The organism is Polynucleobacter brandtiae, from assembly GCF_002797575.1.
Lineage (GTDB): Bacteria > Pseudomonadota > Gammaproteobacteria > Burkholderiales > Burkholderiaceae > Polynucleobacter > Polynucleobacter brandtiae.
Map to the genome: position 1 here is coordinate 364,536 of NZ_PGTX01000001.1, position 21,468 is coordinate 386,003.

A 21,468-nucleotide genomic window follows, 5' to 3' on the forward strand; every position below is an offset into this window, starting at 1 on the left:
ATCTTCCAATCACCTTAGGCGTGAGAAACAACGGGTTTAATTTTTTCACCCTTCAGTCGCGCTTCTAAAACATCCATAATCGCACTCACAATAGAGTGATACCCAGTACATCTGCAATAGTTTCCGGAAATCCACTCGCGCACCTCTTCACGCGTAGCGGTGGGTTGCTTTTCAATTAATTCAGCAGCAGCAAGCAGCATGCCCGATGAGCAGAATCCACATTGCATGGCGTTATGGCGCATGAATGACTCTTGTAAGTCTACTAAGGCACCACTTTTAGTTAATCCCTCAATGGTCTCTACGACTCTCCCATCAGCTTGCACGGCTAAAAATAAGCAGCCACGAATGATCTGCCCATCGACCTTTACGGTACAGGCGCCACAAGCCCCGTGCTCACAGCCTAAATGAGGACCTTTCAAAAAAAGGTCCTCCCTAAGGAAGTCAACCAAATGCTGACGTGGTTCAACTTCAGCTGTAATGGAGGCTCCATTAACAGTCAGCGTAATTTTTTTCTTGATAGTCATATCAATCTCCGAACTGAATTTATAACTTAAGCAGCGAGGTGCTTTAAGCCGCGCTCTAATAAAACGCCAATTAGGTGCTGTTTTGTTTCTACACTGTTAGTGATGTCCGCAATAGCATCAATCTCAGCTCTCGCAGCCACAACAGCGCTGGCGATCACTTCCGGCGTGAGCACTTTACCGTTAACTAATGTCTGAGTCTTGAGTGCCATTAGCGGGGTAGATGCAACCGAAAAGAAAGTTAAAGCGCAATCACTTATTACATCTCCTTGCTTTTGAGCAACAGCGGCAAGGCCAGCAATGGCATAGTCGCCGTGGCGCCTTGCTAGTTCATGAAAATAAAATACTTGATTTTTATCAGCAATCGGAATCTCTGTCGCTAGTAAAATCTCATCCGGCTCTAAGGATGTTGTGTAAAGATCGATAAAGAAATCTTGCGCTGAAATACGACGCTCACCACCGGGGCCTACGATAATCATTGTGGCATTTAATGCCAAACTACAAGCAGGCCATTCGGCTGCTGGATCACCGTAAGCCAAAGAGCCGCCCCAGGTACCTAAGTTGCGAATTGCCCTATGAGCGATATGTGGCGCCGCAGCCTTTAACAGTGGAGCATGTTTAGCCACCAACTCAGAATCTTCTATTTCAGTATGAGTAACAAGCGCGCCAATACGAAGCTGGTTACCAACCAAAGAAATGCCTTTAAGTTCATTGATGCCGCTAATGTCAATCAATATACCTGGCTCAGAGAGGCGCATATTTAGCGTTGCCAACAAAGTCTGACCCCCTGCTATTAATTGTCCATCATCGCCCGCCTCGGCCAGCAAAGACAGAGCCTGAGCTAAAACTGTTGGTTTTATATAATCAAATGCTGCTGCCTTCATTGGATTTCCCCTGCGACTTTTTATCGATGTAATCTATTTTTAAATTTTGGTATCAGACTCGAGAGTTACCACTTCACCACCGACTTCTTTTGCAAATTTCTGAAAAAAATCATCTGCAATCTTTTTCGCAGATGCGCTGATGAGTCGACCGCCGATCTGACCCAGTTTGCCTCCAATAGAGGCCTCTGTTGTGTATGAAACTAAGGTGCCTCCATCGACCTGCGATAACTCTACTCGTGAACGGCCCTTAGCAAAACCTGCCGCTCCACCAGACCCCTCAAAAGTCATGGAACAGGACTTATCAGGAATCACGTCGCTCAAAAACAGTTTTCCTGAAAAGCGGGCTCGTACAGGCCCAATCTTGAACATGACCTTCGCATGGATCTCTTCGGGCGATATACGATTAATCTCTTCGCAGCCTGGAATCGACTTAGCCAAGACGTCAATATCGTTCAAACCCCTCCAGACATCGGGGATCGGAGCAGCAATCAGTTGTTCGCCATTAAGTTCCATCACTTCTCCTTGGGGTTTGTACGAATAGAGTCTTATCGACCAATTGTTCAACAATGTACCATTATTTAACTTTTGGTCAATAAGACCAAATTCGGATAAACCCTGACAAATATGAATTTGACTTACCCAATTAGGTCTCTTGGCTTATGAGCTTGAATTTAGATGACGCGCCTCTGAATCTGGGAGCTGATGACTCAGCTGCTGCAACAATGCCCGCACGGCGCAGAATGAGCGCCACCGATCGAAAGCGCCAATTGCTGGATGGAGCAATCAAGTACTTTGCACGATACGGAATTGAAGGTCAATTAAGAAATTTAACTAAAGATCTTGGAGTTACTCATACACTGCTTTACCATTATTTTCCAACCAAGGATGCTTTAATCAAAGCGGTCTATCAGGATGTGTTTGAATCACGCTGGAAGCCTGAGTGGGAGCAACTGCTCGATGATCAGAAACAATCACCAGAAGAAAAGTTCAATGCTTTTTATGTGGACTACTCCAATACAGTTTTAACTTACGAATTTGTACGGATTTTGATCTTTTCAGGGTTGAGTGACCACTCTATCAGCGACCCATTCTTTAAGCTTCTGCGATCTCGCCTACTACCGCGCCTCGTCCGCGAAACACGCAAGTACTATGGATATACATCACGAACCAAGCCAACACAGCGCGAACTAGAGCTACTCATGGGACTTCATGGCGGCATCTTTTATATCGGCATGCGTCGCTGGGTGTATGGTCAAACGATTTATGACTCAAGCAATACCGCTACTGATGAGGAAATTATCCAAGATCGCGTCCGCTCTTATCTTATTTCAGCACAAAATTTATTCTCCACTAAACAAGGTTAACCATGTCTAACTTAAGCCTGAATCATTTTTCAATACGCAGTCTAGAAATCGAAAAGACAACTGCATTTTATAGCGAGCTACTGGGTCTGACTATAGGTCCTCGCCCTGAATTTCCATTTCCTGGAGTCTGGCTTTATAACGGAGATGAAAATGATTGGGCCAATGCGGTGCTTCATTTAATTGCCATTGATAAGAATGATCCAAATGGATTAAAGCAGTACTTAGGTGAACGGGACCCCGCTACTCTATTTGGCTCGGGAGCTGTTGACCATATTGCCTTTTTCGCTACTGGCCTGGCAGATAAGCTTGCCCTGCTTAAAAAAATGGGGACGCCGTTTAAAGAACGCTCTGTCCCTGTTTTGAAGTTACATCAGATTTTTTTAAACGACCCAAATGGTATTGTGATCGAACTCAATTATCCAGCGGAAGAAAAGCTTGCCCTTGATGCCTAAGGTGCATAAAAAAGTTCATGGCTAAAATTCTGATCGTTGGTGGCTCACTGGGCGGCTTGTTCGCAGCAAATATTCTGCTGCGTGCCGGGCATGACGTCACTCTTCTTGAAAAAGCAGCGGGCTCCTTGGATGGTCGTGGCGCCGGAATTGTGACCCATAATGCTTTGGCAGATGCATTACGAGAGGCTGGAATCTCCATCGATAAAAGTCTGGGTATCGCAGTAAATAAGCGGGTAACGCTAGGCGCTGATGGGAATAGTCTCGGGGAAATCCATTTGCCTCAAATTGTGACCTCGTGGAGCAGGCTATATCACCTACTAAGAGAAAACTTTCCAAGTGAGCGCTACCTGCAGGGGAAAAATGTCACCTTTATTAGTCAGAATCAACATCAGGTTGAAGTGAAATGTGCGGATGGGTCAAGGTATGAGGCTGAACTCTTAATCGCCTCTGACGGCATTCGATCGGCGACGCGCACTTTTATGGCCCCTAGCATTCAGCCTAAATATGCGGGTTATATTGCATGGCGGGGAGTATGCGATGAAAGTCATCTTTCAAATTACACGCTAGAAACCCTATTTAATTATTTTGGATTCTGTCTTCCTGATGGCGAGCAAATGCTGGGTTATCCAGTTGCGGGTCAAGGAAATGACACCAGACCCGGAAAAAGACGCTACAACTTTGTATGGTACAGGCCAGCAGGCGAAAATAAGGAATTAGTAGATCTACTGACTGATGCTGATGGTAAATATTTTCCTACCGGCATCCCTCCTTTGAAAGTCTCTTGGAGACATATTGCAGCTATGCGAGAGCAGGCTCGAAACCTACTGGCACCTCAATATGTCGAGATTATTGAAAAAACAGCCTCTCCTTTTTTGCAGCCTATTTATGACGTTCGCTCCGAACAAATTGTCTTTGGCAGGATTGCTCTAATGGGTGATGCCGCTTTTATAGCACGCCCTCATGTTGGTATGGGCGTCACCAAAGCCGGAGATGAGGCAATGTCAATTGCAAATCATATTGCTGCATTAGGGGCAACCCCTGCTGCATTGGATGCCTATAGTAATGAGCGGCTATCGATGGGGCAGCAGGTAGTTGCTCGAGCTCAATATCTCGGTCGCTACATGCAGGCCCAAAGCAGCAAGCTGATGTCAGATGATGGCGGCCTAAAAAGAAATGCATCTACGGTGATGGCCGAAACAGCCATCGACATCAGTGCATTACTAGCAGCAGGTAATGCAGTTCCAGAACCCCGGCATTAAATTCGCAGTAGATTTATTTTATTAAGCAGCTATTCAGTTAGTATTTATGCAATAAAAAGTATTTTTATTAATTAACTGTTTTAAATGGAGGAGACAACCATGAAACAAAAAGTAACGAATCAAACCAGAAGAAAAATGATAATCGGTGGAGCTACTGCAGCAAGTACTCCGCTTTGGATTAATTTAGCCACTGCACAATCTGACACGATTAAAATCGGATTTCCAACACCTTTAACTGGCCCCTTTTCTGCTGAAGCTCAAGATCAAGTAAAAGCAGCGGAACTTGCGATTAAAGAATTTAATGACGCCGGTGGTTTTAACGGTCGAAAAGCAGAATTACTAGTAAGGGATACAAAGCTAAATCCAGGAGAAGCCGCCACCAGAACGCTAGAGCTTATTGAAAAAGACAAGGTGAATTTTGTGGTCGGCTCATTATCAGCCGCCACTCAACTTTCAATCAATGCCGTCTGCAAGGAGCGTAAGGTGCTCTTTAACTCTATCAGCCAATCAGATGCTATTAATGAAGCAAAGGATTGGAGTCCCTATACCTTCCATGAGGCACTAAATCCAACGATGACTGCCGGAGCAGTTGCGCGCTACTCAATACCGCGTTTTGGTAAAAAAATTGTCTTCCTAACTGCTGACTATGCTTACGGCCATGAAATGGTGCGCGCGTTTGAGCGAGCAGGTAAAGAGATGGGGGCAACTACATTAGCAGACATTCGTCATCCATTGGGCACCTCTGATTACTCCGCTTTTTTGCCCCGCATTAAGGCTTTAAATCCGGATATTTTGGTACTGTGTAATTTCGGACGTGACTTATTAAATGCAGCTAAACAATGTACTGACTTCGGCCTGAAGTCCAGCATGAAAATTGTCGCCCCAGTATTGCTCTACACATCTCGCCTTGCTGGCGGACCGGAAGCATTTGAAGGCATCATCGGTGGCACCTCTTATTACTGGGGACTGGAAGATCGCATCCCAACAGCGAAGGTATTTAATGATGCATTCCGCAAGATGTATAACGGATCTGTGCCATCTGATTACGGCGCACTAGGTTATGCTGGGGTTAAGAGTGTTTTGGCATCCGTCAAAATCGCTAAATCCACTGAGGCATTAAAAGTAGTCAGTGCGATGGAGAATCTAAAATACGATTGGTATAAGGGTCCCGAGTACTACCGTAAATGCGATCATCAAGCCGTTCAAACAGTCATCATCGTGGAATCAAAGTCTAAGAATATGAAAGACAAATATGATGTCTTCAATATCCTAACCATTGAGCCCACAACAGAGAAAAATATGCGTAGTTGTGCTGAATTGGGCCATAAGGCTTAAAGCAGAAATCTCGGGGTAGATCATTTGATCTACCCTGAACTCTCCCATACAGCCTCATCGGCCAATGGGAGTCTTTTTGAGTACATATATGACCGGTCTTACATTTGAACTTCTTTGCATGCAATTACTCACCGGAGTTGCTCTGGGCAGTATTTATGCGCTATTGGCTCTAGGCTTATGCCTTATTTTTGGCATGCTCAACGTGGTGAACTTTGCCCATGGGGCCTTTTTCATGGTCGGCGCATTTATGGGCGTCTATTTTTTAGGCGTTACCGGTAATTTTTGGTTTAGCCTGGTTCTCACGCCCTTAGTAACCGGTGGGCTTGGATTACTTACTGAGCGATTTTTAGTGCGGCCACTATATGGACGCGGTTTGGACTACCCCCTATTGCTCACCTTTGGCCTCTCTTACGTGCTCATTGAAGCCATGCGCGTCATATTTGGTATTGAAGGCCTTCCTTCAGTAACTCCAGATGGATTAAAGGGTACGGTAGATGTGGGATTTGGGTTCTTTCCTAAATATCGCCTCTTCTTAATTGCTGCAACCGCTCTAATTATTTTTGGTGTTTGGTTTTTAATACAAAAAACTCGCTACGGTTTGATCATCAAGGCGGGCGCCGCTGATCAGGAAATTGTAAAGGTGCTTGGCGTTGATATTGCCAAAGTGTGGCTTTTAGTTTTTGGTCTAGGCTGTGCAATTGCCGGCCTCTCTGGAATATTGGCCTCACCTACTCGCTCTGTAAATCCTGAGATGGGTATTCCTATTCTTGCAGAATCTTTTGTTGTCACTGTGGTGGGTGGCTTAGGCTCACCCCTAGGTGCAGTGGTTGCTGGATTACTCGTGGGCGTTGTTTACAGCATGACCTCACTATTTTTTCCTGACCTCTCTGAACTGTCCATTTTTGTATTAATGGCAGTAGTGCTTCTAATCAGACCACAGGGCTTATTCGGCAAAGCAGGAGCAATGGGTTAAACCACAAAAATATATGAATTCACTATTTCAATTGATTGCTCGTCACCGCGTTCTAGCAAGCAGCCTTTTTTTGATGGCCTTTCCTTTCATCATGCCGTACGAGGCCCTCGCTATTAATATTTTGATCTTTGGTCTATTTGCCATGGGATTCAATCTACTTTTTGGCTATATGGGCATGCTCTCATTTGGGCATGCGGCCTTCCTGGGGATTGGTAGTTACCTTACGGGTATTGCAATCGTGCACTACTCCATGCCATGGGGGGCGGCAATTGCGATTGGCGTCATTGGTGCAGCAATAGGCGGCCTAATGATGGGCTTTCTAGCTATTCGCACTCGAGGAATTTATTTTTCGATGGTTACGCTTGCTTTAGGCCAGATTGTTTTTTATATTTTTTATAAAGCAGAAAGCTTAACTGGTGGAGAAAATGGGTTGAGGGGAGTTCGTGTAGATACTTTCAATATCCTGGGCATTCCAGTAGATTTCTTAAATCCTTTGATTAAGTACTACATCATTCTCTTCTTTGTCATTCTGGCAATCTGGTTAATTTCTCGCATCTTAAATTCGCCTCTTGGGGCAGTGATGGAGGCAATTCGTGAAAATGAAAAACGGGCTGCTGCCTGTGGATTTGATATTACCCGGACAAAACTTTTAGTATTCATCCTGTCAGCAGCCATTTGCGGCTTAGCAGGCTCCTTAAGGGCTCTCCATCTTTCAATTGTGCCTATCGACTCACTAAATTATCTTCAATCAGGTCAAGCTGTAATGATGAGTATCTTGGGCGGAATGGGCACTTTCTTCGGGCCGTTCATTGGTGCTGCAGTGATGCTTTACCTTGAGGATGTGGTGACCACTTTTACTAGGCATTGGATGGCAGTAATTGGATTAGTCTTTATGTTCTTTGTTTTATTTTTTCCAAAGGGCATCTGGGGAACAATATTAAATAAGCTTAATCAAAACCAGGACTCTAAATAATGGATAGGCTGAATCAGACCCCTATTTTAGAAGCGCGAAATATTGGCAAGAACTTTGGGAAATTCAAGGCACTGCAACATGTTTCGACCAGCTTTATGCCTGGAACCCTCACCGCAATTATTGGCCCTAATGGTGCGGGTAAAAGTACTTTTTTTAATGTATTAAGCGGAGCGTTTCCACCATCAAGCGGCGAAATATTATTTAACGGTAAGGATATAACCGGCTTACAGCAGCATGAGTTTGCTCGTATCGGTATTTCTAAAAGTTTTCAGATTACCAATATTTTTAAGCAGCTGACGGTTCATGAGAATGTCAGGGTTGCAGCTCAAATGGAGACTTCGCGCTATAACTTTTTGCGTAATGCGCAAAGCTATCCCAAACCTATTGAGCTAGCTGACCAATTACTACGCCGAGTCAATCTGGAGCACTTAAGCAATAAGAAGACAGGCGACCTTGCTCATGGACAACAACGCGCACTTGAAATTGCTATGGCGCTGGCCTGTGACCCCAGTCTTTTACTGTTGGACGAGCCAACTGCGGGTATGTCACCAGAAGAGACGCTGGTTATGATGGATTTAATTCGCACCCTTTCTAACGAAAGAACCGTAATTTTAGTAGAGCACAAAATGAAGCTCATCATGGGGCTGTGTAAGCGCATCATCGTCTTACATCATGGTGAATTTTTGGCAGAGGGCTCTCCAGAAGAAGTTCAAAATAATGCTGAGGTGCGTCGTGTGTACCTAGGCCAGGGCTAAGAGGCTTACTTATGTTGCGTGTTGAAAATTTAAATGCCTGGTACGATCGGAGTCATATTCTTCAGGGCATTTCCTTAGAGGTACATAAAGGAGAAATTGTTACCTTAATGGGCAGGAATGGCGCTGGTAAAACTACTACCCTGCGCTCCCTAATGGGCCTTCTTTCAAAAAAGGAAGGCCAGGCCACTATTGACGGAATATCATTCTTAGATCTACCCGCACATGATCGCTACCATCTAGGTTTAGCGTACGTACCAGAGGATCGCCGCATTGTTCCAGGGCTTACCGTTAAAGAGAATCTTGAGCTTGGTGTCATTGCTAAAAAAAATCATGGTGATATGAGCGCCTTAGTAGATGAAATCGCAGAGACATTCCCGCGCCTCAAAGAGCGCTTGGGTCAAGATGGCACTTCTATGTCTGGTGGAGAGCAGCAAATGCTGGCCATTGCAAGAGCCATGATTGGCAAGCCTAAGGTCATCCTTCTGGATGAGCCTTCCGAAGGGATCATGCCAGTATTGGTTGATGAAATGTTCGAATTGTTCGCCAAACTAAAGCAGCAAGGTCTGACTATTTTATTGGTGGAACAGAATGTGCAACAGGCACTAAAAATATCTGATCGTGCTTATATTTTGGATCAAGGCGAAATTGTTTTTCATGACACTGCCCAGAATTTACTTAATAATGACGAAATTCAGCAAAAATATTGCGCCGTCTAAGTCCTCTGGTTTAGTAAATGCCAACCCAGCGTCCCAGTAGATGCCAAAAACTCATCGGTAAGAGCGTTAAAAGCCAGGTAATCGTGACATAGCGAAGAAACTTTCCGATAGTCATGTAAATCAAGCAAGGCATCCAAGCCAATCTCAGCCAACCGGCCGCTAAACACAAGGGATCGCCTAAACCAGGGAGCCAAGAGAGCAGCAACATCTTCGGGCCTCTAGCCTCCAACCAACGCTGCATTCGACCATTTGTGGGCCCCTTAAGGGATTCAAAACTATTCCGACTGAGAAGCCCAAGCCACCAGTCAAGCATGCCACCTAAGGTATTACCCACGGTCGCCACAAAAATAGCTACCCAATATAAATGAGGGTTAATGGTGATGTAAGCAAATAAAATAGGTTCAGAACCAATTGGAATCAAAGTAGCTGAAATGAAGGCGCTTATCAACACCGCAGGCAAGCCAATCGAAGGCATACCAAAGAAATCAAAAAAATGAGCAAGCATCAGGTCCATAAGGGCCTATTTTGAACTAGTTTCGGTATTTCACGCTATTTTTGATTCTTGCTTACACTAGAGACTCTGATTCAAAATTAACCTTTTATTCTCTGAAAAACTGATGAGCCACCCTATTCCCAAGCCAGACCAATATCAAGATATGCGAGAAGCCTTGCGCGACCTTTGTGGGAGTTTCGATTCAGCCTATTGGCAAAAAGTCGACCATGAGCGTGCCTACCCAGAGACATTCGTAGATGCAATGACATCCGCTGGTTGGTTGGCCGCCCTCATCCCGGAAGAATATGGAGGATCAGGCCTAGGGCTTGCTGAAGCTTCAGTCATCATGGAAGAGATCAATTTTTCTGGAGGTAATGCTGGTTCTTGCCATGGTCAAATGTATAACATGGGCACTCTATTGCGCCATGGTTCAGATGCGCAAAAGAAGCTCTACCTGCCACAAATTGCCAGCGGCAAATTACGTCTTCAGTCGATGGCAGTAACTGAGCCCAGCACTGGTACGGATACCACCAAACTGAAAACTACGGCTGTAAAAAAGGGGGATCAGTACGTCATTAATGGTCAAAAGGTATGGATCTCTCGTATTCAGCATTCTGACTTAATGATACTTTTGGCCCGCACCACTCCACTAGCAGAAGTGAAGAAAAAGTCTGAGGGAATGTCGATTTTTATCGTCAACCTCAAAGATGCCATCGGCAAGGGAATGGAAATTCAGCCAATCGCCAACATGGTGAATCATGAGACGAACGAAGTCTTCTTCGATAACTTAGAAATCCCTGCCGAAAACTTAATCGGCGTGGAGGGGCAAGGATTTAAATACATACTGGATGGCTTAAATGCCGAGCGTGTGCTGATTGCTGCAGAATGTATTGGCGATGCTTATTGGTTTGTGGATAAGGCACGGCGCTATGCAAACGAACGCGTTGTCTTTGATCGCCCGATTGGTAAAAATCAGGGCATTCAGTTTCCTATTGCCGATAGCTTTATCGAAACCGAAGCAGCTAACCTCATGCGCTTTAAAGCTTGCGAACTATTTGACAACAATCATCCTTGCGGGGCTGAGTCGAACATGGCGAAATATCTTGCAGCAAAAGCCTCCTGGGAGGCCGCAAATGTTTGCCTGCAAACCCATGGTGGCTTTGGTTTCGCAAATGAATATGACGTTGAGCGAAAATTCAGAGAAACGCGTCTTTATCAAGTGGCGCCTATTTCTACCAACTTGATTTACTCGTATGTTGCAGAGCACATCCTTGGTCTGCCCCGCTCTTTTTAAGTGGTCTATATTTTTCTAACTAATTACGCCAGGGTATGAGCACCAACATATGAACACCCGACCTTTAGATGGTATTACCGTCATTTCTCTTGAGCATGCGATTGCCGCCCCTTTTTGCACCCGTCAACTAGCCGACCTTGGTGCTCGCGTCATTAAAGTTGAACGTCCTAGTGCCGGTGACTTTGCTCGGGCCTATGATGAGCGTGTCAATGGCATGTCCTCGCACTTCACTTGGGTGAATCGCTCTAAAGAAAGTTTGACTCTGGATCTAAAGCAAGCATCGGCATTAGAGGCACTCAAGACCCTTCTCAAAACAGCGGATGTGTTGGTTCAAAATCTAGCCCCCGGTGCAGCTGCCCGTATGGGGCTGACTGCAGAGCAGCTACATAAAGACAATCCTAGATTAATTTTGTGCGACATCTCAGGCTATGGCAACAATGGTCCCTATCGAGATAAAAAAGCCTACGACCTTTTGATTCAAAGTGAAGCAGGCTTCCTATCAGTTACAGGCACCCCTGAAACACCCAGTAAGGCAGGTAATTCCATTGCGGATATTGCTGCCGGCATGTACGCGTATACGAATATCTTGGCAGCACTTTTGCAAAGAGATAAAACAGGTAAAGGATCTACTATTGATGTATCCATGCTCGAGTCTCTAAGCGAGTGGATGAGCTATCCGCTCTACTATGCTTATGAGGGCGCAACTCCGCCTCCTCGTAATGGTGCTTCTCATGCCACGATTTATCCTTATGGCCCCTTTCAGGCAGGTGATGGTGGCACAGTCATGCTTGGTTTACAAAATGATCGTGAGTGGGTACAGTTTTGCGAAGTAGTTCTAGAAGATGCTGAGCTCGCCAAGGATGAGCGCTTTGATCAAAACTTTAAACGCAATGAAAAACGAGAGGCATTATTAGTGATTATTGATGCCTGCTTTAGTCAGCTCACTACAGCTCAGGTGATTGCTAAATTAGATCAAGCTCAAATTGCCAACGCCCGTTTAAATGATATGAACGGCCTTTGGAAGCACGAACAACTTCAAGCGAGAGACCGCTGGGTTGAGGTGGGATCACCGGTAGGCCCTATATCTGCCATGTTACCCCCAGGAAAAAATAGTAGTTATGCCTATCGGATGGATGACATCCCCTCAGTAGGTCAGCATACCCAGAGAATCCTATCAGAGATTGGCATCCCTGCAAACGAGATTGCATTAATGCGAGCTCAGGGCGCTATTTAACCTAAAAGTTAAAGTAATGGTGATGTTAAGTGGGCTGCATTTTCTAGGAGCACACGCCAACGTGGCCGCTTGCCCCAAGCTGTTGGATCGACTCTGTCGGACAAGGCTAAGTAAGACTCAATTAATTTCTCTAGAGTGGCGCAGAATGCCTCGTTATAAACAATTAAGCTGATCTCAAAATTCAGGCGTAAGCTTCGTTGGTCAAAGTTGACTGATCCGAAAATAGCAATACGTCGATCGATTAATAAGCTCTTCGTATGCAACAGCCCCCCATGAAATTCAGCGATTCGTACGCCAGCCTGCATAAGATCCGCGTACAAACTACGACTGCTCCAGGCAACTAATTTTGAATCATTCAATTTGGGCACAATCAAAGTAACGATCACACCTCGTCCAGCGGCGGCCATCAGTGCCTGCATCAATCCATCATCGGGGCCAAAATAAGGCGTAGTGATAGTAAGCTCCTCTCGTGCATCCATAATTGCAGAGAGTAAGACCTGATACAAAACATCATCACGATAAACTGGGCCCGATGAAAACTCTTGGGCCAATACTTTACCTTCTAACGGCATTGGGGCTGGGGCTAGCGTATTAAAGTGATTAATCTTTGGGTTATCAACACTCCAGTCAAAAGCAAACGTCAACTCAAATTGTGATGCTACAGGACCCTCTATTCTGACCATCGCATCAACCCATTCACCCACTCCCGAATCTTGCTTAAAAGTGCGCGGGTCAACCATATTCATACTGCCAGTCCACACAATGGCGTTATCAACTACAAATATTTTTCGATGAAGCCTCAGATCAGCACGGCGGAACTGAAAGCGGCCGATCTGAATAGGTAAAGCTTCGGTTATTTCGATGCCAACACTTTTAAATCGCGCTGGCCAGATCGATTTAAACCAAATCTTACTTCCCAAGGAATCCAATAGTATTTTGCAGGCTACGCCTCTTTTAGCGGCAGTAATCAAGGCCTCACATACGCGATCTGCATCACCTCCTAAAGCCCAAATATAAAATTCGAGATGCAGCGTGTGCTTGGCCTGATTGATCTCGTCAATAAAATGCTGCAAGATTTCAAGTGAATTTGTGTGCAGCTCAATCTTATTCCCTGCAATAACGGGAGATCCATTGTTAGACTCCGCCAAAAGACTAAGCGCCCTTCCCTCTAAGGGTAACTGATCTCTGTCTTGGAGATATCGTTGGCGCATGGTCTCAGAAATTAATGAGTACTCTCGCTCCATACGAATAATCTTGCGTGTGAGCTTTCGACCTACAGGGCGCTCGCCTATTAATATATACAAGGCAATGCCAACCAAGGGAAATAACACCACAATCAGAAACCAGGCAATAGCGACACCAACTGGCCGCCTTACTGAGATCAGGCGAAATCCAAAAATGATTACGATAGCTGCATGTAGCGCAGGTACCCACAGCAAAGAGAATCCAAAAATAGAACTTAAAAGGTAATTTAAAATACTCATGAAATCTCCAGCTCCGCAGTAATACCTAAGTGATCAGATAACTTTAACCACTCATGCAAAATTTCTGCTGAATGAATTTTTAGGCCTCGGACATAGATACGGTCCATCGGCAATAATGGCTTCACGCTAGGAAACGTTTTTGCTGGCGATCCTGTGAGAGCCTCAAAGACTTCGCTAAAGCCAGCCTCTCGCATCGGGACACTAATACGATTGCGCCAGTCATTGAAATCACCCGCCACAATGGTAGGGCCACCTTGCGCAAGAGAATCTATGTAGCGAATAATCTCTACTAATTGTCGCTCTCGACCACGCTCAAATAATGCAAGGTGTACACAAAAGCAATGGATTGGTGTCGATACCCCCTCAAGATAAGTGATGCTATGTAATAAGCCTCGCCGCTCAAACCGATAAGCAGAAATATCGTAGTTTTCGCCCTTATGTAACGGTCTCTTGGACAGAATGGCGTTGCCATGATGCCCATCTAGGTACTCTGCGTTTTTTCCGTAATGCCAATCATGCCAAAAATCTTCACATAAAAAATGGGTGAGCTCTGTTGATGGCCACTGTCCAAATCGTTTAATCCGCCCTCGATGCTCCTGCTGAAGCTCCTGCAAAAAAAGTAAATCCGGGTGGTGAGTCCTCATCTTTTGACGCAGCTCATAGATGGTTGACTTTCGATGTAAGGGAGATACACCCTTGTGCACGTTCATGGTCATGACACTAAAACGAACAGTCAGGTTTTGCGTCATGAGAGCTGTCCCGCTGCAATCTGCCGCCGCATTCGGGCTAAGTAGATCTCACCTTCAACCAACTCTTGGCATTGCATGCATTTGTTACAAATGGAAGCCTGTTCGCGCAAATCCTCAATAGAACTGATAGGATGCGCGTCCAAGTAGACACGTAGATCTACGTCAAGCACCTCATTACAGAGGCAGATCACTTCAGCCATGAAGGCAATCAATGGTAAATATTTGCATATAGCCTATTTTGCCATCCCCTTGATAAAATCAGGCCCATGTTTATAACTTTTCAAGATGCTTTTGGACTGCTAGCGCAACTCGATGCCGCTGTGGTTGGCATTGTCCTCGTCTCTCTACAAGTGAGTCTGACCGCCCTGGTCTTCGGGGTTCTGATTGGCTTACCTGTTGGAGCACTACTGGCAACGGAAGAATTTAGGGGCAAAAAAAGCATCACCGTGATGCTCAATACGCTGATGGGAGTCCCCACCGTCATTGTCGGCGTAGTGGTTTACCTTCTACTGACGCGTTCTGGCCCCCTAGGATCATGGGGGTGGTTATTTACACCTAAGGGTATGATTTTGGCTCAAATTATGCTCACAGCACCCTTAATTGCAGCCCTAAGCCGTCAATTAATAGAAGATTCCTGGAGAATTCACCGAGATTCATTCAGGGCCCTGCGCTTACCCAGGATTGCCTCTTTAAAGTGGCTTATTTGGGATTGTCGCTTTTCACTCACGATCGCAGTTTTGGCTGGATTAGCTAGAGCAATATCTGAAGTGGGCGCAGTCATGATTGTCGGTGGCAACATTGATCGCTCCACGCGCACAATGACCACCGCCATTGCCCTTGAGACTAGCAAGGGAGATCTCCCTTTAGCTTTAGCCCTTGGCATCGTCCTTTTAGGAATTGTTTTACTAGCGAATATCTTCACCTTTATTGTTCGACAAATTGCGGAGCGAAGATATGGTTAATCCAGTCGAGGCATTTGATCGCTTCGTTGAACTCAAGAACATCATCGTTAAAAGTGATGGGCGCATCATCTTGAATATTCCCCACGCCATCATTCCTACAGACCGAATTTGCGCTTGTATTGGCCCCAATGGCGCGGGCAAGACGACACTTTTAAAGCTCATAGATGGGCTCATTAAGCCAGACTCTGGAAGCATTGTGCATTCGTCAGGCAAAATCAGATCTGCTTTAGTATTGCACCATACGCCCATGATTAAAGCTTCAGCTAGAGCCAATATGGCGATAGTTCAAGATGTTGACTCTGCAATTGATGCTGCGACTATTGATGCAGTCATGATCAAAGTGGGACTCAATCAGCTAGCCCGCAGCCCCGCACATAAACTATCAGCCGGCGAAAGACAAAAGCTCTGTCTCGGTCGCGCTATATTACAAAAGCCTGACCTTGTCTTATTAGATGAACCAACAGCCAATTTAGATCCAATGACCACAGAACAGGTCGAAGAAATTGTTCGTCAGTTTAAGCAACAAAAATCAGATGTTATTTTTACGTCGCATCAGCTTGCACAAGTACAAAGGCTCGCTGAGTACGTTGTATTTATTGATAGCGGCGAAATAAAAGAAAAAGGACCCGTAGGTCCTTTCTTTTCCAACCCACAAACACAAGCAGCGAAACGCTACCTGCATCAGGAATTATTAGCTTAGCAAGCAATCACTTGGCAGCTGCTGGTGCTGGTGCAGCTGCAGTTACTGGCGCTACGAATGGTGGCGGTGCCACACAAGCAGCAGGGGCTGCAGTTCCAGGCATTCTAAATTGATCTGCGACCTTATTCTGGGCGAGACAAAGTTTGAAAGCGCCTACCTTGTCTCCATAGGCAGTTTTAGCCTTGGCAAGGGTAGCAGCTTCCTGAGCTTCTGGAGTCAGTGGAGGCAAAGCAGCAAATACAGTTGCTGACGCCAAAGAGCAGAGAGTGAGAGCAATGATTTTTTTCATAGCTTTTCCTTATTTATTAACCTTGTTGTACCAGAGCTCATGGTGCTCTTTAGCCCAAGTTGCATCTACAGAGCCAGTTCTCATACCATCCAATGAGCCTTGCATACCGATAGATCCAATATAGATGTGCCCCATCGCCATCGTAGTCATCAGGATCGATGCGCTACTGTGAACAATGTTGGCGATTTGCATCGTTCCGCGGATGTATTGCACTTCCATGAACGGTACGATCATATCGAGTACAAAACCGGATGAGGAAATTACCAAGCCCAAGAAAGTCATGCCGAACCAAAACCAGATCTTCTCACCGAAGTTAAAGAACCCAGCAGGTACATGCTTGCCGCTGAGGATTCCACCGAAAGACATTAACCAAGCCATGTCACCTTCACCAGGGATATTTTTTCTGACTAACAGCAGGAAGAAAATAATAATACTGAGAGTAAAAAGTGGGCCTGAAAAATTATGAATATTCTTGCAAACCATCAAGAAAGAGCCGTAAGCAACTCCACCCATCAACGGCATAGCAAAATACTTACCGTAAAGAATCAATAAACCAGTTAATGCCAGGCCAATGAAGCTGTATGCCATTACCCAGTGAGTGAGGCGCTCAAGAAAACTGAAACGCTTAATCAGATTTCCAGACATCGGCTCATGCAACTTAATTGGGCCCTTAACGATATACATTGCAACGATACCAAAGAAGGCCAATGCCATTAGCCATCCGCCGTAGACAGTGATGATTCCATTGCGAATCACTCTCCACTGCTCACCTGAACGTTGAATCAAGACACTAGCTTCTTTGTCAGGAATACTGACAAAGTTGTAAGGGTCGCTATTCGCTGTGGTGAAAATAGAGGGGTTCGCAGGCTGGGATTGAGCTTGAGTTCCATTTGCCAGGCTATTTGGATTCGCCGGAACGGAAAGTGGGAAATCCACTCCACTAGGAGAAGGCAATGGCGCCATTGGTGCTCGCTCAGCAAAACTGGAGCCGCTCACTAAGGCCAGGGATAAGCCTGCTGCCATCACTAATGAGCTTAGGGCTTTAGAAAATGATTGATTCATACTAGTATCCTTAAACGTTTTCGCTTTATTTATTGTTATTTAAAAGATCACTTAACGCGACTGTATTCATTTTGTTTCTGAGTACGCTTCTCAATCGACTCTGTCCAGCTTGCATCATTTCCAGGCTTCCAGTTTTTTGTCATGAAACCGTTATCAGCACCCATGTACGGGGCGACATCAGGACGCTTTGCCGCCTTAGCTGCAAGCTCAGGTGGTTCCGAGCAAGCAGTCAACAAAGACGCTAACGCTAAGCAAAGCCCAAGAGTTTTTAAATTAAATTTCATTATTTAGCTCCTGGAATCTTGGCTGCTGCCGTAGGTTTAGGATCCGGAGTACCTGGACCACCGTAAGCTGTTGACCATCCAAAAAGATTATTACCAGTAAACCGACCATTCGCTTCACGGGCAGCAACACGACTATTGAAGATGCCGCTAATCACTTCGCTGTCGCCACCAATCAAAGCCTTGGTTGAACACATCTCAGCACAAAGCGGTAACTTACCCTCTGCTAAGCGATTACGTCCATATTTCTCAAACTCAGCAACACTGCCATTTGCCTCTGGGCCGCCGCTGCAGAATGTACATTTATCCATCTTGCTACGAACACCGAAAGCGCCTGTGCTCAAGAACTGAGGGGCGCCAAATGGGCAAGCAAACGAACAATATCCACAGCCGATACAGATGTCTTTGTCATGCAAGACAACACCTTCGTCGGTGCGATAGAAACAGTCTACTGGGCAAACAGCCATACAAGGCGCATCTGTACAGTGCATACAGGCAACAGATATTGATTTCTCTTTACCAATAATGCCGTCATTGACGGTGACTACTCGGCGACGATTTACGCCCCAAGGCACTTCGTTATCGTTCTTACAGGCGGTGACGCAACCATTGCACTCAATACAACGCTCGGTATCACAAATAAATTTCATTCTTGCCATGATGTTCTCCTGACTTTAATTTTTTAACTTAGGCAAATTTTTCGATTTGGCACATGGTGGTCTTGGTTTCCTGCATCATAGTTACTTGATCGTAACCATAGGTAGTTGCAGTATTCACAGACTCACCTAAAACAATTGGTGCAGCACCTTCTGGGTAATACTTTCTGAGGTCAGCACCCTGCCACCAGCCAGAGAAGTGGAATGGTACGAATGCGGTTTCAGCATCAACACGCTCGGTTACCATCGCACGAACTTTGATCTTGGCGCCCGTAGGTGATTTCACCCAAACGTAGTCCCAATTCTTAATTCCTCGATCTGCAGCTGCTTTCGGATTAATTTCCACGAAGTTTTCTTGCTGCAATTCAGCCAACCAAGGATTAGAACGCGTCTCCTCTCCTCCGCCTTCATACTCAACCAAGCGACCTGAGGTAAGGATAATAGGAAACTTCTCGTATAACTTCTCTTTCAAGTTCTGATCTTGCACAGTCTTGAAAAGCGTAGGCAAGCGCCAGAAGTTCTTTTTGTCTCCAGATGTTGGGTACTTGCGCATCATGGGTTCATTGGTACTGTAAAGCGCCTCGCGGTGAACCGGAATAGCGTCTGGGAAATTCCAAACGACCGCGCGTGCTTTGGCGTTACCGAATGGTGAGCAGCCGTTTTTCATTACTACACGCTGGATACCACCGGATAAGTCAGTCTTCCAATTTTTACCTTCGGCAAGCTTCTTCTCATCATCGGTCAACTGGTCCCACCAGCCAAGTTTCTTCACTAAAACGTGATCGAACTCTGGGTAACCTGTTTTGATCGCCGATCCTTTTGAATAGGAACCATCTTCTGCCAACAGATTGACACCATCTTTCTCAACACCAAAGTTAGCGCGGAAGTTACCGCCGCCTTCCATGACGCTCTTGCTGGTGTCATACAGATTTGGAGATCCAGGATGCTTAATGGCAGCAGTACCGTAGCAAGGCCATGGCAAGCAATAGTAATCGCCAGTCGTATCGTAACCAGATACAGGATCGACACCGCCACGTGACTTCAAAGTCAGCGGATCAAAATTGCCAGCCATGCGCATGTGTGCTTTGATGCGCTCTGGTGTTTGACCGGTGTAACCAATGGTCCAGCATGAGCGATTAATTTCGCGCAAGATGTCTTCAATCTGGGGCTCTTTCCACTGCTTACCCGCAAACTTAGAACTTTGCATTTTGTAATTCTTGGAAAGCTCTTCACCAAAACCAAGGCGGTCAGCAAAAGCTTGCATGATCACGTGGTCAGGCACAGATTCAAACAAAGGATCTATTACTTTCTCACGCCACTGAATAGATCGGTTGGAAGCCGTTACAGAACCTTGTGTTTCAAACTGAGTGGTAGCTGGTAACAAATATACATTTCTGTTTTTGTTAACTGTATTGCCTTCAGCTGGAGGCATGGCCGCCATTGCAGCAGCAGCCGTTGGGTATGGATCGACAACCACTAACAAGTCAAGCTTGTCCATAGCGCGCTTCATGTCCAAGCCGCGAGTCTGTGAGTTAGGTGAATGACCCCAGAAGAACAGACCCTTGACATTAGTCTGCTGGTCAATCATGTCGTTCTTTTCAAGAACGGCATCCACCCAGCGAGAAACTGTAGTGCCTGACTTTTCCATCATGTCAGGAGCATAACGGCCCTTAATCCACTCGTAATCAACGCCCCAAACTGAAGCAAAGTGCTTCCAAGATCCTGTAGCAAGACCGTAATATCCTGGCAATGAGTCTGGATTAGGTCCAACATCAGTTGCACCTTGCACGTTGCAGTGACCGCGGAAAATATTCGTTCCGCCACCAGATTTACCCACGTTACCTAAAGCCAATTGCAAAATACATGAAGCGCGAACCACAGCGTTTCCGGTGGTGTGCTGGGTTTGACCCATACACCAAACAATTGTACTTGGACGATTTTTAGCCATGGTTTCGGCTACTTTATATACCTGCGCCTCTGGAACGCCGCATGCCTCTTCAACATTCTTAGGCGTCCACTTCTCCATCACCTCTTTACGAATCTGGTCCATGCCGTATACACGGTCATTGATGTACTTCTTATCTTCCCAGCCGTTATTAAAGATGTGATACAGAACACCAAATACAAAAGGAATATCTGTTCCGGAACGAATGCGTACGTATTGATCAGACTTTGCTGCTGTACGGGTATAGCGTGGGTCTACAACCATGACCTTGCAACCGCTCTCTTTGGCATGCATCAAACTCAACATCGACACTGGATGAGCTTCAGCAGCATTTGAACCAATGTACAACGCCGCCTTAGAATTCATCATATCGTTGTAACTATTGGTCATGGCGCCGTAGCCCCAGGTGTTTGCTACACCTGCAACTGTGGTTGAGTGACAAATACGTGCCTGATGGTCTGTGTTGTTGGTTCCGAAGAAGGAAACCCACTTACGTAACAAGTAAGCTTGCTCATTACTTTGCTTAGAGGAACCAATGAAGAACATCGCATCTGGTGAATACTTTGCACGAATGTCTTTCATCTGAGCAGAAATCTCTGTCAGCGCTTGATCCCATGAAATTTTTTGATACTTTCCGTCAACCAGCTTCATTGGATAACGAAGGCGGAATTCACCATGGCCATGCTCACGAAGAGCGGCGCCCTTTGCGCAATAAGAACCCATGTTGATTGGGGAGTCAAAGTTAGAATCTTGACGCACCCAGACACCATTTTCTACTGTGGCGTCTGTAGAACAACCAACTGAACAATGAGAACATACGGTTCTCTTAACTTCGATCTTACCTTTACCGTCCAGCATTTCTCTAATACCGGGCTCAGCAACTGCTTTTTGAACAAAACTCAGTTGACTTGCAGCTATTCCGGCACCAACACCCACTCCTGATCGCTTCAGAAAAGTTCTGCGGTCCATGGTTGGTACAGCCGCTTTTAAACCACGAGATAGGCTACCAATCAAATGAGAGGTTGAGCGGCTACTTTGTGGAGTATTGGATTTACGAGTCAGACTCATATTTTGTCCCTGAAAAAAT

Annotated in this window: 24 protein-coding genes; 12 read left to right on the top strand and 12 right to left on the bottom strand. The window is 45.6% G+C overall.

Features of this window, described 5'->3' with window-relative positions:
• Window positions 1-14 precede the first annotated feature (14 nt).
• The 3 genes from B0G85_RS01865 to B0G85_RS01875 are packed head-to-tail and all read right to left on the bottom strand — an operon-like array spanning window position 15 to window position 1,918.
• Window positions 15-524 (bottom strand): (2Fe-2S)-binding protein, encoded by a 510-nt coding sequence (locus B0G85_RS01865; protein ID WP_100378732.1) that lies wholly within the window; start codon window positions 522-524, stop codon window positions 15-17.
• Window positions 525-550: 26 nt separating this feature from the next.
• Window positions 551-1,405 (bottom strand): FAD binding domain-containing protein, encoded by an 855-nt coding sequence (locus B0G85_RS01870; RefSeq protein WP_100378733.1) that lies wholly within the window; start codon window positions 1,403-1,405, stop codon window positions 551-553.
• A gap of 39 nt (window positions 1,406-1,444) precedes the next feature.
• Window positions 1,445-1,918 carry an SRPBCC family protein gene (locus B0G85_RS01875; protein ID WP_100378734.1) on the bottom strand — a complete coding sequence of 158 codons (474 nt, stop codon included), beginning with the start codon at window positions 1,916-1,918 and terminating at the stop codon, window positions 1,445-1,447.
• A 146-nt stretch (window positions 1,919-2,064) separates the two neighbouring features.
• Between B0G85_RS01875 and B0G85_RS01880 the strand changes: the two genes are divergently transcribed.
• The 8 genes from B0G85_RS01880 (at window position 2,065) to B0G85_RS01915 (ending at window position 9,232) form a co-directional block, all read left to right on the top strand.
• On the top strand, window positions 2,065-2,769 hold the full coding sequence (locus B0G85_RS01880; RefSeq protein ID WP_100378735.1) for a TetR/AcrR family transcriptional regulator: 705 nt from the start codon (window positions 2,065-2,067) through the stop codon (window positions 2,767-2,769).
• Window positions 2,770-2,771: 2 nt separating this feature from the next.
• On the top strand, window positions 2,772-3,221 hold the full coding sequence (locus B0G85_RS01885) for a VOC family protein (protein WP_100378736.1): 450 nt from the start codon (window positions 2,772-2,774) through the stop codon (window positions 3,219-3,221).
• A 17-nt stretch (window positions 3,222-3,238) separates the two neighbouring features.
• A complete protein-coding gene (locus B0G85_RS01890; RefSeq protein ID WP_100378737.1) occupies window positions 3,239-4,480 on the top strand; it encodes an FAD binding domain-containing protein in 1,242 nt (413 codons plus the stop codon).
• A gap of 99 nt (window positions 4,481-4,579) precedes the next feature.
• Window positions 4,580-5,815, top strand: a complete 1,236-nt coding sequence (locus B0G85_RS01895; protein WP_100378738.1) for an ABC transporter substrate-binding protein — start codon at window positions 4,580-4,582, stop codon at window positions 5,813-5,815.
• Between the two features lie 76 nt (window positions 5,816-5,891).
• Entirely contained in the window at window positions 5,892-6,788 is an 897-nt protein-coding gene (locus B0G85_RS01900) for a branched-chain amino acid ABC transporter permease (protein ID WP_232725897.1), read from the top strand.
• 13 nt (window positions 6,789-6,801) lie between these two features.
• On the top strand, window positions 6,802-7,761 hold the full coding sequence (locus B0G85_RS01905) for a branched-chain amino acid ABC transporter permease (protein ID WP_100378740.1): 960 nt from the start codon (window positions 6,802-6,804) through the stop codon (window positions 7,759-7,761).
• Entirely contained in the window at window positions 7,761-8,516 is a 756-nt protein-coding gene (locus tag B0G85_RS01910; protein WP_100378741.1) for an ABC transporter ATP-binding protein, read from the top strand. The genes B0G85_RS01905 and B0G85_RS01910 overlap by 1 nt, the downstream gene beginning before the upstream one ends.
• Window positions 8,517-8,527: 11 nt before the next feature.
• Window positions 8,528-9,232 (top strand): ABC transporter ATP-binding protein, encoded by a 705-nt coding sequence (locus tag B0G85_RS01915; RefSeq protein ID WP_100378742.1) that lies wholly within the window; start codon window positions 8,528-8,530, stop codon window positions 9,230-9,232.
• 10 nt (window positions 9,233-9,242) lie between these two features.
• On the opposite strand, the gene B0G85_RS01920 is transcribed toward B0G85_RS01915, so the two are convergent.
• Complete coding sequence (locus B0G85_RS01920) at window positions 9,243-9,746, bottom strand: YqaA family protein (protein WP_100378743.1); 504 nt, start codon at window positions 9,744-9,746, stop codon at window positions 9,243-9,245.
• 103 nt (window positions 9,747-9,849) lie between these two features.
• On the opposite strand from B0G85_RS01920, the gene B0G85_RS01925 reads away from it, so the two are divergent.
• Both B0G85_RS01925 and B0G85_RS01930 read left to right on the top strand, forming a co-directional pair.
• Window positions 9,850-11,019, top strand: coding sequence for an acyl-CoA dehydrogenase family protein (locus tag B0G85_RS01925; RefSeq protein WP_100378744.1), 1,170 nt, complete (start codon window positions 9,850-9,852; stop codon window positions 11,017-11,019).
• Between the two features lie 49 nt (window positions 11,020-11,068).
• Window positions 11,069-12,253, top strand: a complete 1,185-nt coding sequence (locus B0G85_RS01930) for a CaiB/BaiF CoA transferase family protein (RefSeq protein WP_100378745.1) — start codon at window positions 11,069-11,071, stop codon at window positions 12,251-12,253.
• A gap of 8 nt (window positions 12,254-12,261) precedes the next feature.
• On the opposite strand, the gene cls is transcribed toward B0G85_RS01930, so the two are convergent.
• Genes cls through B0G85_RS01945 form a run of 3 tightly spaced genes read right to left on the bottom strand, consistent with a single transcriptional unit; the run spans window position 12,262 to window position 14,686 of the window.
• Window positions 12,262-13,737: a cardiolipin synthase gene (cls, locus tag B0G85_RS01935; RefSeq protein WP_100378746.1), complete on the bottom strand. Its 1,476-nt coding sequence runs from the start codon at window positions 13,735-13,737 to the stop codon at window positions 12,262-12,264.
• Window positions 13,734-14,486, bottom strand: a complete 753-nt coding sequence (locus B0G85_RS01940) for an endonuclease/exonuclease/phosphatase family protein (protein WP_100378747.1) — start codon at window positions 14,484-14,486, stop codon at window positions 13,734-13,736. Before B0G85_RS01940 ends, cls begins: the two co-directional genes overlap by 4 nt.
• Window positions 14,483-14,686: a hypothetical protein gene (locus B0G85_RS01945; protein WP_100378748.1), complete on the bottom strand. Its 204-nt coding sequence runs from the start codon at window positions 14,684-14,686 to the stop codon at window positions 14,483-14,485. Before B0G85_RS01945 ends, B0G85_RS01940 begins: the two co-directional genes overlap by 4 nt.
• 66 nt (window positions 14,687-14,752) lie before the next feature.
• On the opposite strand from B0G85_RS01945, the gene B0G85_RS01950 reads away from it, so the two are divergent.
• Together B0G85_RS01950 and B0G85_RS01955 are read left to right on the top strand one after the other, a co-directional pair.
• The gene (locus B0G85_RS01950) at window positions 14,753-15,448 is read left to right on the top strand and encodes an ABC transporter permease (RefSeq protein ID WP_100378749.1); all 696 of its coding nucleotides are present in this window, start codon (window positions 14,753-14,755) and stop codon (window positions 15,446-15,448) included.
• Entirely contained in the window at window positions 15,441-16,148 is a 708-nt protein-coding gene (locus B0G85_RS01955) for an ATP-binding cassette domain-containing protein (protein WP_100378750.1), read from the top strand. Before B0G85_RS01950 ends, B0G85_RS01955 begins: the two co-directional genes overlap by 8 nt.
• Window positions 16,149-16,155: 7 nt before the next feature.
• Here B0G85_RS01955 and B0G85_RS01960 read toward each other — a convergent pair whose 3' ends face one another.
• The 5 genes from B0G85_RS01960 to B0G85_RS01980 are packed head-to-tail and all read right to left on the bottom strand — an operon-like array spanning window position 16,156 to window position 21,449.
• On the bottom strand, window positions 16,156-16,437 hold the full coding sequence (locus B0G85_RS01960) for a hypothetical protein (protein WP_100378751.1): 282 nt from the start codon (window positions 16,435-16,437) through the stop codon (window positions 16,156-16,158).
• Window positions 16,438-16,446: 9 nt separating this feature from the next.
• Complete coding sequence (locus tag B0G85_RS01965) at window positions 16,447-17,499, bottom strand: formate dehydrogenase subunit gamma (RefSeq protein WP_100378752.1); 1,053 nt, start codon at window positions 17,497-17,499, stop codon at window positions 16,447-16,449.
• 47 nt (window positions 17,500-17,546) lie between these two features.
• A complete protein-coding gene (locus B0G85_RS01970) occupies window positions 17,547-17,783 on the bottom strand; it encodes a hypothetical protein (RefSeq protein WP_100378753.1) in 237 nt (78 codons plus the stop codon).
• Window positions 17,783-18,439 (bottom strand): formate dehydrogenase FDH3 subunit beta, encoded by a 657-nt coding sequence (gene fdh3B / locus B0G85_RS01975; protein WP_100378754.1) that lies wholly within the window; start codon window positions 18,437-18,439, stop codon window positions 17,783-17,785. Before fdh3B ends, B0G85_RS01970 begins: the two co-directional genes overlap by 1 nt.
• 28 nt (window positions 18,440-18,467) lie before the next feature.
• Entirely contained in the window at window positions 18,468-21,449 is a 2,982-nt protein-coding gene (locus B0G85_RS01980; protein ID WP_100378755.1) for a formate dehydrogenase subunit alpha, read from the bottom strand.
• Window positions 21,450-21,468: the final 19 nt, after the last annotated feature.

What these genes read in the sequence shown, in the direction of transcription:
- B0G85_RS01865 (WP_100378732.1), bottom strand. Translation starts at nt 524, where the DNA reads ATGACTATCAAGAAAAAAATTACGCTGACTGTTAATGGAGCCTCCATT.
- B0G85_RS01870 (WP_100378733.1), bottom strand. Translation starts at nt 1,405, where the DNA reads ATGAAGGCAGCAGCATTTGATTATATAAAACCAACAGTTTTAGCTCAG.
- B0G85_RS01875 (WP_100378734.1), bottom strand. Translation starts at nt 1,918, where the DNA reads ATGGAACTTAATGGCGAACAACTGATTGCTGCTCCGATCCCCGATGTC.
- B0G85_RS01880 (WP_100378735.1), top strand. Translation starts at nt 2,065, where the DNA reads ATGAGCTTGAATTTAGATGACGCGCCTCTGAATCTGGGAGCTGATGAC.
- B0G85_RS01885 (WP_100378736.1), top strand. Translation starts at nt 2,772, where the DNA reads ATGTCTAACTTAAGCCTGAATCATTTTTCAATACGCAGTCTAGAAATC.
- B0G85_RS01890 (WP_100378737.1), top strand. Translation starts at nt 3,239, where the DNA reads ATGGCTAAAATTCTGATCGTTGGTGGCTCACTGGGCGGCTTGTTCGCA.
- B0G85_RS01895 (WP_100378738.1), top strand. Translation starts at nt 4,580, where the DNA reads ATGAAACAAAAAGTAACGAATCAAACCAGAAGAAAAATGATAATCGGT.
- B0G85_RS01905 (WP_100378740.1), top strand. Translation starts at nt 6,802, where the DNA reads ATGAATTCACTATTTCAATTGATTGCTCGTCACCGCGTTCTAGCAAGC.
- B0G85_RS01910 (WP_100378741.1), top strand. Translation starts at nt 7,761, where the DNA reads ATGGATAGGCTGAATCAGACCCCTATTTTAGAAGCGCGAAATATTGGC.
- B0G85_RS01915 (WP_100378742.1), top strand. Translation starts at nt 8,528, where the DNA reads ATGTTGCGTGTTGAAAATTTAAATGCCTGGTACGATCGGAGTCATATT.
- B0G85_RS01920 (WP_100378743.1), bottom strand. Translation starts at nt 9,746, where the DNA reads ATGGACCTGATGCTTGCTCATTTTTTTGATTTCTTTGGTATGCCTTCG.
- B0G85_RS01925 (WP_100378744.1), top strand. Translation starts at nt 9,850, where the DNA reads ATGAGCCACCCTATTCCCAAGCCAGACCAATATCAAGATATGCGAGAA.
- B0G85_RS01930 (WP_100378745.1), top strand. Translation starts at nt 11,069, where the DNA reads ATGAACACCCGACCTTTAGATGGTATTACCGTCATTTCTCTTGAGCAT.
- cls (WP_100378746.1), bottom strand. Translation starts at nt 13,737, where the DNA reads ATGAGTATTTTAAATTACCTTTTAAGTTCTATTTTTGGATTCTCTTTG.
- B0G85_RS01940 (WP_100378747.1), bottom strand. Translation starts at nt 14,486, where the DNA reads ATGACGCAAAACCTGACTGTTCGTTTTAGTGTCATGACCATGAACGTG.
- B0G85_RS01945 (WP_100378748.1), bottom strand. Translation starts at nt 14,686, where the DNA reads ATGGCTGAAGTGATCTGCCTCTGTAATGAGGTGCTTGACGTAGATCTA.
- B0G85_RS01950 (WP_100378749.1), top strand. Translation starts at nt 14,753, where the DNA reads ATGTTTATAACTTTTCAAGATGCTTTTGGACTGCTAGCGCAACTCGAT.
- B0G85_RS01955 (WP_100378750.1), top strand. Translation starts at nt 15,441, where the DNA reads ATGGTTAATCCAGTCGAGGCATTTGATCGCTTCGTTGAACTCAAGAAC.
- B0G85_RS01960 (WP_100378751.1), bottom strand. Translation starts at nt 16,437, where the DNA reads ATGAAAAAAATCATTGCTCTCACTCTCTGCTCTTTGGCGTCAGCAACT.
- B0G85_RS01965 (WP_100378752.1), bottom strand. Translation starts at nt 17,499, where the DNA reads ATGAATCAATCATTTTCTAAAGCCCTAAGCTCATTAGTGATGGCAGCA.
- B0G85_RS01970 (WP_100378753.1), bottom strand. Translation starts at nt 17,783, where the DNA reads ATGAAATTTAATTTAAAAACTCTTGGGCTTTGCTTAGCGTTAGCGTCT.
- fdh3B (WP_100378754.1), bottom strand. Translation starts at nt 18,439, where the DNA reads ATGGCAAGAATGAAATTTATTTGTGATACCGAGCGTTGTATTGAGTGC.
- B0G85_RS01980 (WP_100378755.1), bottom strand. Translation starts at nt 21,449, where the DNA reads ATGAGTCTGACTCGTAAATCCAATACTCCACAAAGTAGCCGCTCAACC.